Genomic DNA, 15,864 nt, shown 5'->3' on the forward strand with positions numbered 1-15,864 from the left:
AGGAGTTTGATCGTGTATGCGTTCTACTATTCTGATCATTGATGATGATGAAAAAATTGTATCCATGCTGCGTAGAGGGCTGGCTTTTGAAGGATATGAAGTGCTGACAGCCGCCAATGGAGCAGAGGGATTAAATAAAATGCTAACAGCTGAGCCTGATTTGGTCGTGCTCGATGTAATGATGCCGCAGGTCGATGGTTTTGAGGTTTGCCGTCGTATGCGGGAGGGAGGAAGCACGGTACCTGTCCTGATGCTTACAGCTAAGGATGAGGTGGAGAACCGGGTGAAGGGTCTGGACCTGGGGGCTGATGATTATCTCGTAAAGCCGTTTGCTCTGGAGGAGCTGCTGGCACGCGTACGAGCGCTTTTGCGGCGTAAAACTGAACAGCAGGACAATAATGGGAATCGGCTTACCTTCGAGGATTTACAACTGGATAACGAATCACGTGAAGTAGTTCGTGGTGGCAAACGCTTGGAACTGACGGCCAAAGAATTTGAACTACTCCATCTGTTCATGCAAAACCCAAAACGCGTTCTGTCGCGTGATCTGATTATGGATAAAATTTGGGGCTATGACTATAGCGGAGAATCGAATGTGCTGGAAGTATATATTGCCATGTTGCGACAAAAAACGGAGCAGGATGGTGGCAAACGGCTTATTCGTACCATTCGGGGAGCTGGCTATATTTTAAGAGGTGATGTGTAATATGTCTATTCGGTGGCGGCTGACAGCTTGGTATTCGAGCATCTTGGCTATAGTGCTTGTCATTTTTGGTCTGGCTATTTACGGACTAGTATATTACTACACATATAATGAAGTGAAAAGTCAGCTTATGACTCAGGCGCCACAGATTAACAAGCAATTACGCCTTATTATAAAAGGAGGATTGTTTGAGGTCCCTAATCTGGATTTGGGATTGGAGCAGGGGCGTGGAATAGATGACTCACAGCTCTATGTTCAAATTTACAATTATACGTCCGGTGTAACCAAAACGACCCAAAATATGAAAGACCTCAGTATCACCTTCCCTGTTCCGTCCACAGCGGCAGGAGCAGTTCAAAATGAAGGAATTCGGCGTGTGAACGTAAATGGTGATTCCTTTATGATTATTCAACAGCCGATCAAATCCGAGGAGTTGGGCTTGGTGGTCGGGCTGCTACAGGTAGGGCAATTCACGGGCTCTCAGGACCGACTTATGAACAGGTTACAAAATGTGCTTGTGTACGGTTCACTATTTGCCTTACTCGCTGCTGCGACCTCTGGTCTCTTCCTGGCTCGTAAATCTATGAAGCCGCTGGTTAAGGTCATTGAGGGGGCCAATCAGATTCAATCGAGTAATGATTTGAGTGTTCGGATTGAATATGACGGACCACCAGATGAAATTGGACAATTGATCGGGACGGTTAACAACATGCTGGGGCGTACAGAAGTGTTCTACAAGGAACTTGAAGATGCATATGGTGCGCAGCGCCGGTTTGTGGCCGATGCTTCCCATGAACTGCGCACACCCTTGACGACGATTCGTGGCAACGTTGATTTTCTGCTCAAAATGTGGACTACCGAACCGGGCGAGCGACCGAATATGGATGAAGCCATGATTCGCGAGCTTTCCATGGAGGCGCTGAATGACATGGCGGATGAAGGCAAGCGAATGAGTCGCTTGGTGAGCGATATGTTGTCACTTGCAAGAGCGGACACGGGGAAAACATTCGATAAGATGCCTGTTGCGCTGGAGCCGCTCGTAAACGAGGTTGCTCGTCGTGCTCAGTTTTTGGAGCGAACGGCCGAATGGAATGTGGGCGACTTTTCGTTGTTGAATGGTATTTATATGGACGGAAGCAAAGATTATTTGCAGCAAATGCTATTCATTTTCATTGATAATGCTTTTAAATATACACCTGAAGGCACAGTCCGATTTGATGCGATTGTTTATCAGGGACAGGTGGGGCTACGGATCAGTGATACAGGTATTGGTATGGACAAAAGTGAGGTTCCCTTTATTTTTGACCGGTTTTACCGGGCAGATGAGTCACGCGGCGTGACAGAGGGAATTGGCTTGGGATTATCTATTGCCAAGTGGATTATTGATGAACATCAGGGGTCTGTGGAAGTGGTTACGCGCCAAGGAGAAGGAACGACCTTTGTCATTTGGCTTCCAGTCAGCTTTTCCGCGCCTTTGGAATAGGCTATAATAGGAGGGGAACTACATCATAGATTGGCCGGTAGAGGCATAAAAGCCCACAGCTGTCCAGTTATTGGGGCTGTATACTGTGTCGAAGAAAGTGGGGGCTATTTTTGGAGGTACTCAGAATTTCGCCCCGGGGTTACTGCTACGGCGTAGTCGATGCCATGGTATTGGCTCGTCAGGCAGCCAGAAATTTGGACTTACCCCGGCCTATTTATATACTAGGCATGATTGTTCATAACAGTCATGTCACCAATTCCTTCGAAGACGAAGGGATCATTACATTGGACGGACCGAACCGCATGGAGATTTTAAGCCAGGTAGAGAGTGGTACTGTCATTTTCACTGCTCATGGCGTATCACCAGAGGTTCGCAAGCTGGCACGAGACAAGGGATTGACTACGGTTGACGCAACCTGCCCTGACGTGACGAAGACACATGATCTGATTCGGGAGAAGTCTGCCGAAGGCTATCAGATTATTTATATTGGCAAAAAGAATCATCCAGAGCCAGAGGGAGCTATCGGTATTGCTCCTGACCATGTTCATCTGATTGAAAAGGAAGAAGAGATTGACAGTCTTACACTGTCAGCAGACAAAATCCTCATTACGAATCAGACGACCATGAGTCAATGGGACATCAAGCACATAATGAAAAAGCTTCTAGAAAAGTACCCAGGTGCCGAGATACACAATGAAATCTGTTTGGCGACACAGGTACGTCAGGAAGCGGTAGCTGAGCAGGCAGGACAGGCGGATCTGGTAATCGTGGTCGGTGACCCGCGAAGCAACAATTCCAACCGATTGGCTCAGGTGTCAGAGGAAATAGCTGGTACTACGGCTTATCGTATTTCTGATATAACCGAGCTGAAGAGGGAGTGGCTTGAGGGCGTAGCCAAAGTAGCTGTGACCTCCGGGGCTTCAACACCTACACTGATTACTAAAGAGGTCATTACGTATTTGGAACAGTATGATGCGGATAACCCGGAAACATGGGAGATTCGGAGAACCATTGATATGAAAAAACTGCTGCCTCCTGTACGAGAAAAGTCAAAAACGACGAAATAGTATGTCATTGATTACAGCCGTTATTCGGATACAAACATCCGGGTAGCGGCTTTTTTTAAATTGTTTAAGTACCGATATTATTCAATTAGATTAGCTTCACTAAGTCAGAAAATAGAACAATTCGGGATAATTAAGCCTTGACGAGTCAAGCTAAAACAGGTATAGTTGCTTTAACGAATAAAAGCTTAAAAGCGAACAAGCGTCTAAGTGTCATAATATTATTCTATGTGGATAATAAAATATGGTTTATAGAGAGGAAGAAAAAAATGATCGTTATCGCTGGTGTTCAAACACCTGAAGAACATATTCAAGCTATTGTTGAAGTGATTGAAAAAGAAGGATTGCAGGCTCATGTATCCCGAGGATCGGATCGTACGATTATCGGATTGATTGGTAGCGTAGAGCCGAAGCTGGCAGAACATCTACGCCAAATGAAGGGTGTAGAAAATGTAGTTAAAATTTCGAAGTCCTACAAATTGGCCAGCCGTGATTTTCATCCGGAAAATACGGTGATCTCCATCAAAGGTGTAAATATCGGCGGCGGCGAGCTTGTCGTTATGGGGGGACCATGTGCTGTTGAGTCTGCTGCACAGATCGATGAAATTGCCGGATTGGTCAAAGCTGCAGGCGCGCAAGTCCTTCGTGGAGGTGCCTTTAAGCCGCGTACAGGGCCATACAGCTTCCAAGGAACGGGTGTAGAAGGTTTAATCATGATGGCTGAGGCGGGGCAGAAGCACGATCTCTTGACCATCACAGAGGTCATGACACCTGAATACGTAGACATCTGCGCGGAATATGCCGATATTCTGCAAGTAGGTACACGTAATATGCAAAACTTTGATTTGCTGCGCAAGCTGGGTACTTGCGGCAAGCCAGTATTGCTCAAGCGCGGTTTCAGCTCAACTTATGATGAGTTTTTGAATGCTGCCGAGTACATCTTGGCAGGCGGCAACCCGAACGTTATGTTATGTGAGCGCGGTATCCGTACATTCGAAACCTACACTAGAAATACGCTCGACTTGTCCGCGATCCCTGTTTTGCAGCAGTTGAGCCATTTGCCGGTCATTTCCGATCCTAGCCATGGCACAGGTAGACGTGAACTGGTTGTTCCTATGACGAAGGCTTCGGTAGCGGCTGGAGCGGATGGTTTAATTATTGAAATGCATACAGACCCTGACAACTCGATGACGGGTGATGGTGTACAGTCCCTATTCCCGGATCAATTTGCAGATTTACTAAAAGACTTGGAATTGTTGGCTCCTGCAATTGGAAAAACATTCCACACACCTAGTGCTGTATCTTAAAACTAATTATTAACATTAATGCATAAAAGTTTTGCCGCAATGCAGTAAATAAGAGTAAAATCACCTAAAAGCCCGATGTTTCGGGCTTTTTGTATTGTTCAAATGTTATCAAGGGCGTAAGCATATCTAACATTAGTTTAAAAAATACCTTACATAGCTATTGACCCGTGTCATGTTTGAGATTTATAATGACGACAGAAAAAAACATTCGATCATGAACATTTCAGGGTTGTATAAGACTTAATGTTCGGAAAAATTGGGAGGAAGAAGACATGTCCGTTGAAAACGTATTGAAAACAATTCAGGAAAATAATATTGAGTGGGTAGATTTTCGTTTTGTAGATTTGTCTGGTCGTGCTCACCATATTTCATTGCCAGCTTCCGAAGTAGATGAAGAAACATTTGTTAACGGTGTTGCTTTCGACGGTTCTTCCATTCCCGGCTATCGTGGCATTGAGGAATCCGACATGGTTATGCTGCCCGATCCAGAAGCGGTTTTTATCGACCCTTTCACTCAGCATCCTACACTGAATATCCTGTGTGATATTGCTACGCCAGACGGCGAAAAATATGACCGTGATCCTCGTGGTATTGCCAAAAAAGCTGAGGAATTTCTGCAATCCGCAGGAGTGGGTACAGCGGCATTCTTTGCACCTGAATCTGAATTTTTCATCTTTGATGATGTTCGCTACGAAAGTGGCATGAACAGCTCCTCCTTCTTCGTAGATTCCGAGGAAGCAGCTTGGAACACGAACCGTAAGGAAGAAGGCGGCAACCTGGCCTTTAAAGTGGGTGTGAAGGGCGGCTATGTACCTGTAGCACCAGTAGACACCCAGCAAGACATTCGTAGTGAAATGTGCCGTTTGCTTGAAGAAGCAGGTCTGAGAATTGAGCGCCATCACCATGAGGTGGCTACGGCAGGCCAAGCGGAAATCAACTTCCGTTTTGATACACTCAAGAAAACAGCAGACAACCTGCTCGTTTATAAATACATTGTACACAACACAGCGCGTCAATATGGTAAAGTGGCAACATTCATGCCGAAACCGATTTTCGGGGACAACGGAAGCGGTATGCACGTTCACCAATCTATTTTCGATGGCGACACTCCTTTGTTCTACGAAAAAGGTGGTTATGCTAATCTGAGCGAAATGGCTCTTCATTACATTGGCGGTATTCTGTACCATGCACCTGCGTTGATCGCTTTGACCAACCCAAGCACCAACTCGTTCAAACGTCTCGTTCCTGGCTACGAAGCGCCGGTTAACCTGGTATTCTCCAAAGGTAACCGTTCTGCGGCTGTACGTATTCCAGTAGCGGCTGTAACGCCTAAAGGCTGTCGAATCGAGTTCCGTACACCAGACTCCACAGCTAACCCATACCTTGCTTTCTCAGCAATGCTGATGGCGGGTCTGGATGGCATCAAGCGCAAACTGAACCCAGTCGAATTGGGCTATGGTCCACTCGACACTAACATCTATGAGCTGTCTGACGCTGAAAAAGGCAAAATCCGCAGTGTACCTGGTACACTAGATGAAGCTCTGGACGCTCTGGAAGCCGATTACGAATTCCTGACTGAAGGCGGCGTATTTACGAAGGACTTTATCGATAACTATGTAGAGTTCAAACGTTCTGAAGCTAAATCAGTGAACATCCGTGTTCATCCACATGAATACAGCTTGTATTTTGACTGCTAATACTACATTGATAGCATAGCAGATTTGAATAACACTCATTAGCCTGCGGGGAATAGTTGTTGTTCAAGATAGGTCTCCGGTCTTATGCCGGAGACCTTTTACCATTATGATAAATACTACAAAATGAAGATGTTAAATATATTAACATTCACAGCTTTGTCACATCATAAAGGAAATCGGAAACATTTTTATACAAGTCTTGAACGCATTTATGAATACTGCTATCATAGCGATAATATCCACACCAGAGTAGAGAAGGGATGGGAAATTGTTGAGTAAGAGAGCCTACAATTTTAATGCAGGACCAGCGGCATTGCCGCTCAAAGTACTGGAACGTGTACAAGCTGAATTCGTAGATTTCCAGGGGACAGGGATGTCCATCATGGAAATGTCTCACCGTGGAGCCGTGTATGAATCTGTCCATAATGAAGCGCAGGAACGTCTGCTATCTCTGCTGGGCAATCCACAAGGCTACAAGGTGTTGTTCTTGCAAGGGGGCGCAAGCACGCAGTTTGCCATGCTGCCTTTAAATTTCTTAGGCGAAGGACAGATCGGAAGCTATGTAATGACAGGCAGCTGGTCGGACAAGGCATATAAAGAAGCTAAGCTATTGGGCAAGGCTCACATTGCCGCCTCCTCCGCTGATGAGAAATTCATGCGTCTTCCGAATGTGGATTCCTTGGACTTGCCTGAGAATACTGCATATGTGCATATGACGTCCAATGAGACGATTGAAGGTACACAATTTAAGCAATTCCCGGATACGGGTTCCGTACCGCTGATTGTGGACATGTCCAGTGATATTTTTTGCAAGCCTTTTGATGTTACTCAATTTGGATTGATTTATGCTGGTGCGCAAAAAAATCTGGGACCTTCTGGTGTAACGGTCGTGGTTGCCCGTGAAGAGCTACTGGCTTCCTCACCAGGCAATATTCCTACGATGCTGCGTTACAGTACTTATGAAAAGAATAACTCTCTCTACAATACTCCCCCATCCTTTGCCATATACATGGTGAATGAAGTGCTCAAATGGATCCAGGAGGAAGGCGGTTTAGAAGGCATCGAGCGTGTGAATCAGCAGAAAGCTGATCTGCTATACGACCGTATTGACAGAAGCGAAGGCTTCTATCGTGGTTGTGTGGACAGCGCTGATCGTTCTATTATGAACGTAACCTTCCGCCTTGCGAATGAGGATCTGGAAAAACAATTTATTAAAGAATCCGAACAAGCGGGTTTCATCGGATTGAAGGGGCATCGCAGTGTAGGAGGGCTTCGCGCCTCAATCTACAATGCGGTTCCACTGGAGAACTGTCAAGCATTAGCCGAGTTTATGGATGGATTTAAGCAACGTAACAGTTGATTATACAGACATATATTTCGATACACGATATTTGATATCGAAAAAGTAAAAATAAAGCCTTCCCTGAATGTGTATAGGGGAAGGCTTTTAGTGGTGTAGGGAAATTGATATTTTTTTGTCGTTTGATGTCTATATCCCTCTGATTTTGTTAAAATGAAGAAAGTGTATGTTTTCAGTATACACATTTTAGTTAGACTTTAGGTTATTTGTCTAATGAATTTAATAATGAAAGGAACGAAAAACTGATGCCATTACATATTGTGCTTGTCGAGCCGGAAATTCCAGCTAACACAGGGAATATTGCCAGAACGTGTGCAGCAACCGGAACTCATCTGCATCTGGTTAAGCCACTGGGCTTCCGTACCGATGATGCTACGTTAAAACGGGCTGGGCTTGATTATTGGTATGCTGTTCACATTGAGTATCACGATTCTTTTGCTGAAGTACAAGAGAAATATCAAGAAGGTCGCTTTTTTTATGCGACGACAAAGGCAAAACAGCAGTATAGTGATATTGAATTTCAGGATGGAGACTTTTTGGTGTTTGGTAAAGAAACGAAAGGTTTGCCTCCTGAACTGTTAGCTGCTAATCCTGATACATGTATCAAGATGCCTATGTCAGATAAAGTAAGATCTCTAAACTTGTCGAATTCCGCTGCGATTATCGTATATGAAGCGCTGAGACAATTGGATTTTCCAGGTTTATCGTAAAGAACATCAATCGATCAAGTATAAATGCGAATAAAGAACCAGGACCTTAGTTGCTGATAAAAGTTGCACTATTATTGCTCGAAAGTACATGACAGTAGAGCTTAAATAAAGGATATATGGTCATAAATTTGCGGAAATTCTCTGTGAAGGCTAATGATAATTGGCTTTCCGGTCGATAAAAATATTATAGACATTCTGTACCATACTTTGATATGGTTCATGATTTTATGAAAAAATGTAATAAAATTTCCTGTGATCAGCAGGATTCGACAAAAAGACAGCGAATACTACATAAAGAATAGTGTCTTTGTACCTAGTTTTTCGCCTGGAAAGAAAATTGCAAGCTAATACTCAATAGGAGAGGTGTACGATCACGATGAAACCTGCCGGTGTGGTACGTAAAGTTGATCAGTTGGGGAGAATAGTTCTGCCTAAGTCATTGCGTAAAAGATATCAAATGAATGAGGGAGACCCTGTCGAAATTTTGGTTCAGGGCGACCATATTATTTTGGAGCGTTATCGTCCAAAATGTGTATTCTGCGGCTCAATAGAACAAGTGAACGATTTCAAAGAACGTTATATTTGTGCTCAATGCCTGACAGAAATGACACAGTACTCCTCCTAAATGAGGCAAAAGCATCACGACATTCGTTCGTGATGCTTTTTTTCGGATAGAGCTATGCCTGAACAGCATATATTTAATTGGATAGTAAACTACACTACACCTAACTATTTATAGAACAAAAAATGAGTAGGGACTGGACGCAAATTACCATCTGACGGTTTGTTTACGATTCGGCCGTTTAGTATAAGGGACGATGAACCGCCGCCGTCCAAATTATAAGCATCTTGAACACCCAGATTGAACATCTTCCCTTGGAGTTCTTCGAGCGTTGCACCTGAACCCCCGCTTTCATTGTAGCCGTCTACGACAATAATGAGCAACTGATCATCTTTATAGTTGCCAATGACTGTACGTGGAGCCCGCTTGGGAGAGACTTTCCATTTGTCAGGAATAGGCACTTTTTGTCCCCTTTGCAACAGAACGGGAACAAAGGTAGCTCCAAAGGCAGGTTTTAAGCTGTCAAGAGCACTTTGATTGTAAAATTTGCCCCCAATAAGCTTGCCGTCGTTACTCAATCCGACGAATGACAAGTCCTTAAAACTCGACTGAAAGCCAGTAAGATAGCGGCCGTTCAAGACAGTAGTGCTTAATGGATAGCGTTTGCCATCTCCATCGGCAAAGCCGCCTGCGTTGATGCCTGCAATAGCTCCGTGTCTCAAGACTGCACGCATGGTCGTTTCTGAGCCACCCAATTTGTCATTTCCCAAAGACATTTTCATTGCCGTAGGATCTTTAAGTTTGACTTTCATAGCGTATCCGTGATAAATTCCCGGGTTTACTTTAAACAATTCAATGGTAATCCGGTTGCTATCTACCTGGTAGTAGGGAACCCCCAGTTTGGCAGTGATGCGCCGATTATAGATAACCGCGGGTCGCTTGGACTGCGTAGAGGCAGTCACGACAAGCTGATTCATCGTTTGGGTCGTTTGTTTGTAGAGCTCAGACGTCCGGCGAATCGTAGATAAGGTATACGTTGCTGTTTGCTTGGCTTCATCAAGCTGCTTGCCTACTGATTGCGTTTGTAAAGTAATTTCGGCTTTTTGCAGACTCGGAGATGTAGATTCAGGAAAGCTCAAAGGGGGATGCACTAACAAAATACACCCTAACAAACCGATAAAAGGAGCAAGGGCCAACATAAAGAACCGGTTTACTAGCTTTGCATCTACATTCATTTTAGCAAGTCCATTTTTTTCTGAAGTGTATTGAGCTGCTGCTTGACTTCATTTAATTGAGTATACAGTTTATTACTATTATCGGTCTTGTTATTGGCATTATCCTTTGTAAAGGTCAGTAGTTCGTTGAAGGACTGAACCTTGCCCTGCAATCCGCTAACTTCCTTGGAAAGTGCAGTCAATTGCTTTTCATAGTCAGATTTGAGTACTTGAATTTGTTGGTCTGTATGGGTTTGCATTTCGTTTAGCATTTGCTGCTTTAAGTGATTGCTATACAAATAGGTTGCGAGAGCACCTAGTATAATAAGAATGAACCAAAATAGCAGAAAAGTCTTTACGGGCAACCCCTTTCTTGAATTGCTCCGCCGGGCTTCGGCAGGAGGACGTTCAGGTGAAGCTTGCATGTGATTTTCAACTCCCGTGTAAATTCAAATTTCCAGTCTTTATTTGCAGTACCAATTCTATCATGGGCCTATTTATTTCGCAAAAGCGAAATAGTCATATAAAAATATTGGAAAAAGAGATTGCATCGGAAGGAAGTCCTAGGATACAATTTCCTTAAATCGTTTTCGCTTCCTATACGTTCACATTTACGCAATTTCTACATAAGCACTCTCTAGTTTTGTGATTACTTTCGCTAAATATGTATTTTTTTGTAAATCAGGAGGTTTAGATATGAGAAAAGTATGGCAGGTGGTCATCATAGATATCCATCCTACAAGTATGCTGGGAACAAAGCTTATTTTGGAAGACCAGCAGGATTTGCTTGTTAGAGGGATGTCTTCCTCCGGCACAGAAGGCCTGGAGCTGGTTTGCTCCATTCGCCCGGAAATTATTTTAATGGACTATAGGTTGCCTGAGGGAACGGCGGAACCGTTTTTGACACAAATGCGGGTCTTGTCTCCGGACAGCCATATTGTTATTATGACGGATGAGGACAATATTACGTTGTTCCAGCAGTTAATCTCGCTTGGCGCAAATGGAATGCTATCCAAGCAGGCATCACCGAGCCAGTTAATTCACCTGATCAACGGTTTGCGCGAAGGATTTGCTTCATTACCAATGGATTGGATTCGTTGTGGAAACTGGCCATTTATGCCGTTAATGGGTTCTGAGCCTTTTGACGAATTGACGCAAACCGAAGTTTTTATTATGGAACGTATTGTACAAGGAATTACATATGACAAAATTGCTATCGAGATCGAAGTTAGCCGGCGCTCCATTGATAATTATTTACGTAAAATTTATGCGAAATTAGGTGTGTCCAGCCGGGCGCAGGCGATTGAACGTTATGCCTTATATGCGCGTCAGATGAAGCAGTTATATGCTTGACGCGTCAGCCCGGAGACATGACTATTTTTCAGGAGAAGGAGGATGTTCATGCAATATTCCTTTGCTTCACGAACGGCTGCGATGTTGGCTTCTCCAGTGCGTCATATCCGGGAAAATGCGAGAAGACATTCCTTTATATCTTTGGCTGAAGAATTGCCTGCACAAGAGCTGTTTCCGGTGAAACTGTTGGAAGAAGCAGCTCATGATGTGTTTGGCTCCGGCCCTGACGCCCTCCAGTATGGTGAACCGGAGGGCTATTTTCCGTTGCGGGCATGGCTTGCGGGAGAGTGGGAGCAGCGTAAGGGAGTAAGAGTACCGCCAGGTCAAATCCTTCTCACCACAGGCAGCCAGCAGGCCATTGACTTGATCGTAAGGCTGATGGTGGATGAACGTGATCCGGTATTGGTCGAGAACCCGACATCCCCTGGATGTTTACAGGTACTATCTATGCAAGGGGCGCAGGTCGTTCCTGTAGAATCGGATGGGGAGGGCGTTATTCCCGATAAGCTTGAAGCTTTAATGATCCGTTATCGCCCCAAGCTTTTTTTTGCTACGCCAACGTTTACGAATCCGACAGGCGCCTTATGGAGCGCGGCTAGACGGCAGGAAATTTTGGACCTCTGTAGGCGTCATGAGGTGTTGGTCGTTGAGGACGATTCTTACGGTGAATTGCATTTTAAGCAAAAACACGAAACCCATGATAAGAGTCCACATGCCCAGAGCCGAAAGTTTGCAGAGGCTTACCCCTCACTATTCGCACTGGATCATGCGGGTCAGGGCGGTCAAGTGCTATATATCGGTTCATTTAATAAAACAGTTGCCCCTGCACTGCGAACTGGCTGGGCGGCTGGTCCTGCGCCGCTGATCGAAGGGATGTACGCCTTGAAGCAGCTGGCTGACGTGCAATCCAGTACGATGAACCAACGGCTGCTGTTCCAATTGCTGACCAATTCGCGTTTTCAATGGCATGAGCACTTGGCAATGTTGAACAAGGAATATTCAACTCGGCTCCAATTACTCTTAGAGCTGCTGAAGCGTCCGTTTTGGAAAGACGTGACGTATCATATTCCATCTGGTGGGATGTATGTGTGGGTAAAATTGCCCGCTGGGCTGGACAGCGCCTTGCTGCTCAAAGCGGCGCTACCCAAGGGCGTAGCCTTTATGCCAGGTGCGTTGTGTGCGGTTGGCGATGAAGGTGCGGCCCATATTCGCCTTAACTTTAGCCACCCGGGTCGAGAACAACTGCTTATGGGCATGAATTTAATCGGTGAGACGATCGGTGAATTTACAGCGCGAAGCTAGTAATAACCACTATCCGAGGTCAGTCATCCTCTGCCATCATTCCAGCCGCCGCTTCAATGCCCTGTTGCTGCAGTACTTCTGCATACTCGCTCAGAGCGGCTTCACCGAACGGAGTCAGCCGATAACGCCCGCGGGCTACACGTTCAAACCAACCGTAGTAGTTGCGCTGGAGTACGGCAGCAGCGTCGCTGACGGCTGCTGTGCGGGCGAGCTGCGCCGGGGCGGCTTCCCCCAAACCCTGTAAAGCAGCGGCTACGCGCAGCGCTTTTTCCCGGTAGGCGGTGACCAGCTTGCGCCGGGTGCTCCCGCCGACATTGTGGTCACCGCTGCGTGCGTGAAATTCCCGCAGCAGCTTTTCCTTGCGCGAGCCGCGGCGAACGGTAGTCGTTTTGTAAACATCATCACTAGATGCGACGGGCTTACACAGCACCTCAACGAGCGGAGGCTTTGTTTTAAAATGCGTGACGGTGAGCAAGCCAAGCCCCAACTGGCGGCACAGTCCGACCAGCTCATTCCAGCGTTGATTCACCGCCCCTTTTTTGGCACGATTCCGTTCTACGGCCACATATACATTGCTGCTTAGCTTCAAGCGCTGCATGCCTTGCAGTACCAGCGCCAGGTTAAACGTCTTTTTTATCTCCACAATTAGAGGCGCTTGCTGCCCTGGCTTGATCCCCATCAAATCGCAGTTGCGCACTTCTCCTTTGACTTCATATCCCAAATTTTCAAAAAAGGCTTTGACCGGAGCGTACAGCTCCGTCTCATGCCGAACCGCCATGTATTCTCCCGCTCCTTTATCCCATTATTCCGAGCTTATATTGTACCATAATGCGTCAGGTCCGCGTCGTTGTTGTCTATTTTAGCATAGTGAATCCCTTTGTTTTTGGAAAAAGCCTAGAGACCTGTCACAAAAAAATAGGTCAATTCTGAAATCAATCTGCATAGGTATGTATTACACTTTTTTTAAGAGGATCGCATTATATCCTGAAAGGCGTGACGAGTGTAGCCATAATCATCAAGAGTGGAGGATAGTCATTACGCAGTCATGGGAGGAACCGAGCATGAATATTTTTGACCGCCTTGCGGAGTACCGAGCGGAGAACAACCGCTTGGCCTGGAACGGCACTTTTAGAGAGTACATCGAGATACTCAAGAAAGACCCGACACCGGCGATGACCGCTCATGCACGGGTTTACAAAATGATTGAATCTTTTGGTGTAGAAGAGGTTGGGGGACATAAGCGATATAAATTTTTTGAGCAGGAGATTTTTGGGCTGGATCGTGCACTGGAGAAGTTGGTGGAGGAGTACTTCCATTCCTCAGCCAGGCGGCTCGATGTCCGCAAGCGTATCCTGCTTTTGATGGGACCTGTTAGCGGAGGGAAATCAACACTGGTCACTTTGCTAAAGCGTGGTCTGGAGAAGTTTTCGAGAACAGATCAGGGAGCCGTGTATGCCATAGAAGGCTGCCCTATGCACGAAGATCCCCTTCATCTTATTCCTCATGAGTTGCGTCCCGAATTCGAAAAGGAACTGGGTGTGCGCATTGAAGGTAATCTGTGCCCATCCTGCCAAATGAGATTACGTACGGAATTTGATGGTGATATTGAGAAGGTTCGCGTGGAGCGGGTATTTATATCGGAAGAAAACCGGATCGGCATAGGTACGTTCAGTCCTTCTGATCCGAAGTCACAGGATATTGCCGATTTGACAGGCAGCATCGACTTTTCCACCATTACAGAGTATGGTTCGGAATCGGATCCACGCGCCTATCGATTTGACGGAGAGCTGAATAAAGCGAATCGCGGACTGATGGAATTTCAGGAAATGCTGAAGTGCGATGAGAAATTTTTGTGGAATTTACTGTCTCTGACCCAGGAAGGAAATTTCAAGGCCGGACGGTTTGCGCTCATCAGTGCAGATGAATTGATCGTAGCTCACACCAATGAATCGGAGTATAAAAGCTTTATTGCGAATAAAAAGAACGAGGCGTTGCAATCGCGGATGATTGTAATGCCAATTCCCTATAATCTGAAAGTTTCCGAGGAAGAAAAGATTTATGCCAAGCTCATTGAGCAAAGTGACATGCGTCATATTCACATCGCTCCTCATGCGCTGCGAACGGCTGCCATTTTCTCTGTACTCACCCGGTTGAAAGAAACCAAGAAGCAGGGGATGGATCTGGTTAAAAAGATGCGCATGTATGATGGTGAGGAGGTCGAAGGCTATAAGGAGGCCGATCTGAAGGAGATGCAACATGAGTTTCTGGAAGAAGGCATGTCCGGTGTAGACCCAAGGTACGTCATTAATCGTATTTCCAGTGCGCTGATTAAGCAAAATGTGGAGTCCATCAATGCTCTGGATATTTTACGAGCCATTAAGGATGGTTTAGACCAGCACGCTTCTATCACAAAGGAAGAGCGGGAGCGGTATCTGAATTTCATTTCCGTGGCTCGTAAGGAATATGATGAATTGGCGAAAAAAGAAGTACAAAAGGCCTTTGTGTACTCTTTCGAAGAATCAGCCAAGACGCTGTTTGATAACTATTTGGATAACATCGAGGCTTTTTGCAATTGGGCGAAAATCCGCGATCCGCTCACAGATGAGGAGCTCGACCCGGATGAGCGGCTTATGCGCTCCATTGAGGAGCAAATCGGGGTGTCGGAAAATGCGAAAAAGGCATTCCGTGAGGAAATATTAATCCGTATTTCTGCCTATTCCCGCAAGGGGCGAAAGTTTGAGTATCATCATCATGATCGGCTGCGAGAAGCCATTGAAAAGAAGCTGTTCGCCGATTTGAAGGATATTGTGAAGATCACAACTTCGACCAAAACGCCTGATGCTAATCAGCTCAAACGGATGAATGAGGTGATTAAGCGGCTGATTGAGGAGCATGGCTACACTGGAGCCAGCGCCAACGATCTATTGAGGTATGTAGGCAGCCTCCTGAATCGGTAAGGGGAAATAAACAATTGTGTAATGAGGCTATGGATTGAAATGGATGGTGAAGAGAATCCGGCAGGCACAGAGCGTTTGAGGTGCTGACGGGTTCTTTTTTTGTATGAATAGAGAGTTGGATTTATATGTTTTTCTGAAATTAATATGTAAAC

14 protein-coding genes are annotated in these 15,864 nt (G+C 45.6%); 11 read left to right on the top strand and 3 right to left on the bottom strand.

Annotated elements, in window-relative coordinates; translation table 11 throughout:
* The first annotated feature begins 16 nt into the window (after positions 1-16).
* The 8 genes from MKX36_RS07260 (at position 17) to MKX36_RS07295 (ending at position 8,949) form a co-directional block, all read left to right on the top strand.
* Positions 17-706: a response regulator transcription factor gene (locus MKX36_RS07260; protein ID WP_016820507.1), complete on the top strand. Its 690-nt coding sequence runs from the start codon at positions 17-19 to the stop codon at positions 704-706.
* 1 nt (position 707) lies between these two features.
* Complete coding sequence (locus tag MKX36_RS07265) at positions 708-2,186, top strand: sensor histidine kinase (RefSeq protein WP_017426656.1); 1,479 nt, start codon at positions 708-710, stop codon at positions 2,184-2,186.
* Positions 2,187-2,296: 110 nt separating this feature from the next.
* The gene (locus MKX36_RS07270) at positions 2,297-3,253 is read left to right on the top strand and encodes a 4-hydroxy-3-methylbut-2-enyl diphosphate reductase (protein WP_031463165.1); all 957 of its coding nucleotides are present in this window, start codon (positions 2,297-2,299) and stop codon (positions 3,251-3,253) included.
* A 266-nt stretch (positions 3,254-3,519) separates the two neighbouring features.
* Complete coding sequence (aroF, locus tag MKX36_RS07275) at positions 3,520-4,557, top strand: 3-deoxy-7-phosphoheptulonate synthase (RefSeq protein WP_017426658.1); 1,038 nt, start codon at positions 3,520-3,522, stop codon at positions 4,555-4,557.
* 272 nt (positions 4,558-4,829) lie between these two features.
* The gene (glnA, locus tag MKX36_RS07280; RefSeq protein ID WP_016820503.1) at positions 4,830-6,254 is read left to right on the top strand and encodes a type I glutamate--ammonia ligase; all 1,425 of its coding nucleotides are present in this window, start codon (positions 4,830-4,832) and stop codon (positions 6,252-6,254) included.
* A gap of 268 nt (positions 6,255-6,522) precedes the next feature.
* Entirely contained in the window at positions 6,523-7,614 is a 1,092-nt protein-coding gene (gene serC / locus MKX36_RS07285; RefSeq protein WP_016820502.1) for a 3-phosphoserine/phosphohydroxythreonine transaminase, read from the top strand.
* A gap of 245 nt (positions 7,615-7,859) precedes the next feature.
* Positions 7,860-8,324 carry a tRNA (uridine(34)/cytosine(34)/5-carboxymethylaminomethyluridine(34)-2'-O)-methyltransferase TrmL gene (gene trmL, locus MKX36_RS07290; RefSeq protein WP_017426659.1) on the top strand — a complete coding sequence of 155 codons (465 nt, stop codon included), beginning with the start codon at positions 7,860-7,862 and terminating at the stop codon, positions 8,322-8,324.
* Between the two features lie 376 nt (positions 8,325-8,700).
* The gene (locus tag MKX36_RS07295) at positions 8,701-8,949 is read left to right on the top strand and encodes an AbrB/MazE/SpoVT family DNA-binding domain-containing protein (RefSeq protein WP_014599574.1); all 249 of its coding nucleotides are present in this window, start codon (positions 8,701-8,703) and stop codon (positions 8,947-8,949) included.
* A 104-nt stretch (positions 8,950-9,053) separates the two neighbouring features.
* Here MKX36_RS07295 and MKX36_RS07300 read toward each other — a convergent pair whose 3' ends face one another.
* Both MKX36_RS07300 and MKX36_RS07305 read right to left on the bottom strand, forming a co-directional pair.
* A complete protein-coding gene (locus MKX36_RS07300) occupies positions 9,054-10,121 on the bottom strand; it encodes a phosphodiester glycosidase family protein (RefSeq protein WP_340864460.1) in 1,068 nt (355 codons plus the stop codon).
* The gene (locus tag MKX36_RS07305) at positions 10,118-10,525 is read right to left on the bottom strand and encodes a hypothetical protein (protein ID WP_017426660.1); all 408 of its coding nucleotides are present in this window, start codon (positions 10,523-10,525) and stop codon (positions 10,118-10,120) included. The genes MKX36_RS07300 and MKX36_RS07305 overlap by 4 nt, the downstream gene beginning before the upstream one ends.
* 271 nt (positions 10,526-10,796) lie before the next feature.
* Here MKX36_RS07305 and MKX36_RS07310 point away from each other — a divergent pair, with 271 nt between their 5' ends.
* The gene (locus MKX36_RS07310) at positions 10,797-11,453 is read left to right on the top strand and encodes a response regulator transcription factor (protein ID WP_330720171.1); all 657 of its coding nucleotides are present in this window, start codon (positions 10,797-10,799) and stop codon (positions 11,451-11,453) included.
* Positions 11,454-11,501: 48 nt separating this feature from the next.
* Positions 11,502-12,755 carry an aminotransferase-like domain-containing protein gene (locus MKX36_RS07315; RefSeq protein ID WP_016820497.1) on the top strand — a complete coding sequence of 418 codons (1,254 nt, stop codon included), beginning with the start codon at positions 11,502-11,504 and terminating at the stop codon, positions 12,753-12,755.
* A 19-nt stretch (positions 12,756-12,774) separates the two neighbouring features.
* Here MKX36_RS07315 and MKX36_RS07320 read toward each other — a convergent pair whose 3' ends face one another.
* Positions 12,775-13,533, bottom strand: coding sequence for a DUF2161 domain-containing phosphodiesterase (locus MKX36_RS07320; RefSeq protein ID WP_017426661.1), 759 nt, complete (start codon positions 13,531-13,533; stop codon positions 12,775-12,777).
* A 283-nt stretch (positions 13,534-13,816) separates the two neighbouring features.
* Between MKX36_RS07320 and MKX36_RS07325 the strand changes: the two genes are divergently transcribed.
* Positions 13,817-15,712 carry a PrkA family serine protein kinase gene (locus MKX36_RS07325; protein ID WP_013370145.1) on the top strand — a complete coding sequence of 632 codons (1,896 nt, stop codon included), beginning with the start codon at positions 13,817-13,819 and terminating at the stop codon, positions 15,710-15,712.
* The last annotated feature ends 152 nt before the right edge of the window (positions 15,713-15,864 follow it).

Origin of the sequence: Paenibacillus sp. FSL W8-0439 (assembly GCF_038008995.1) — a bacterium.
Taxonomy (GTDB): domain Bacteria; phylum Bacillota; class Bacilli; order Paenibacillales; family Paenibacillaceae; genus Paenibacillus; species Paenibacillus polymyxa.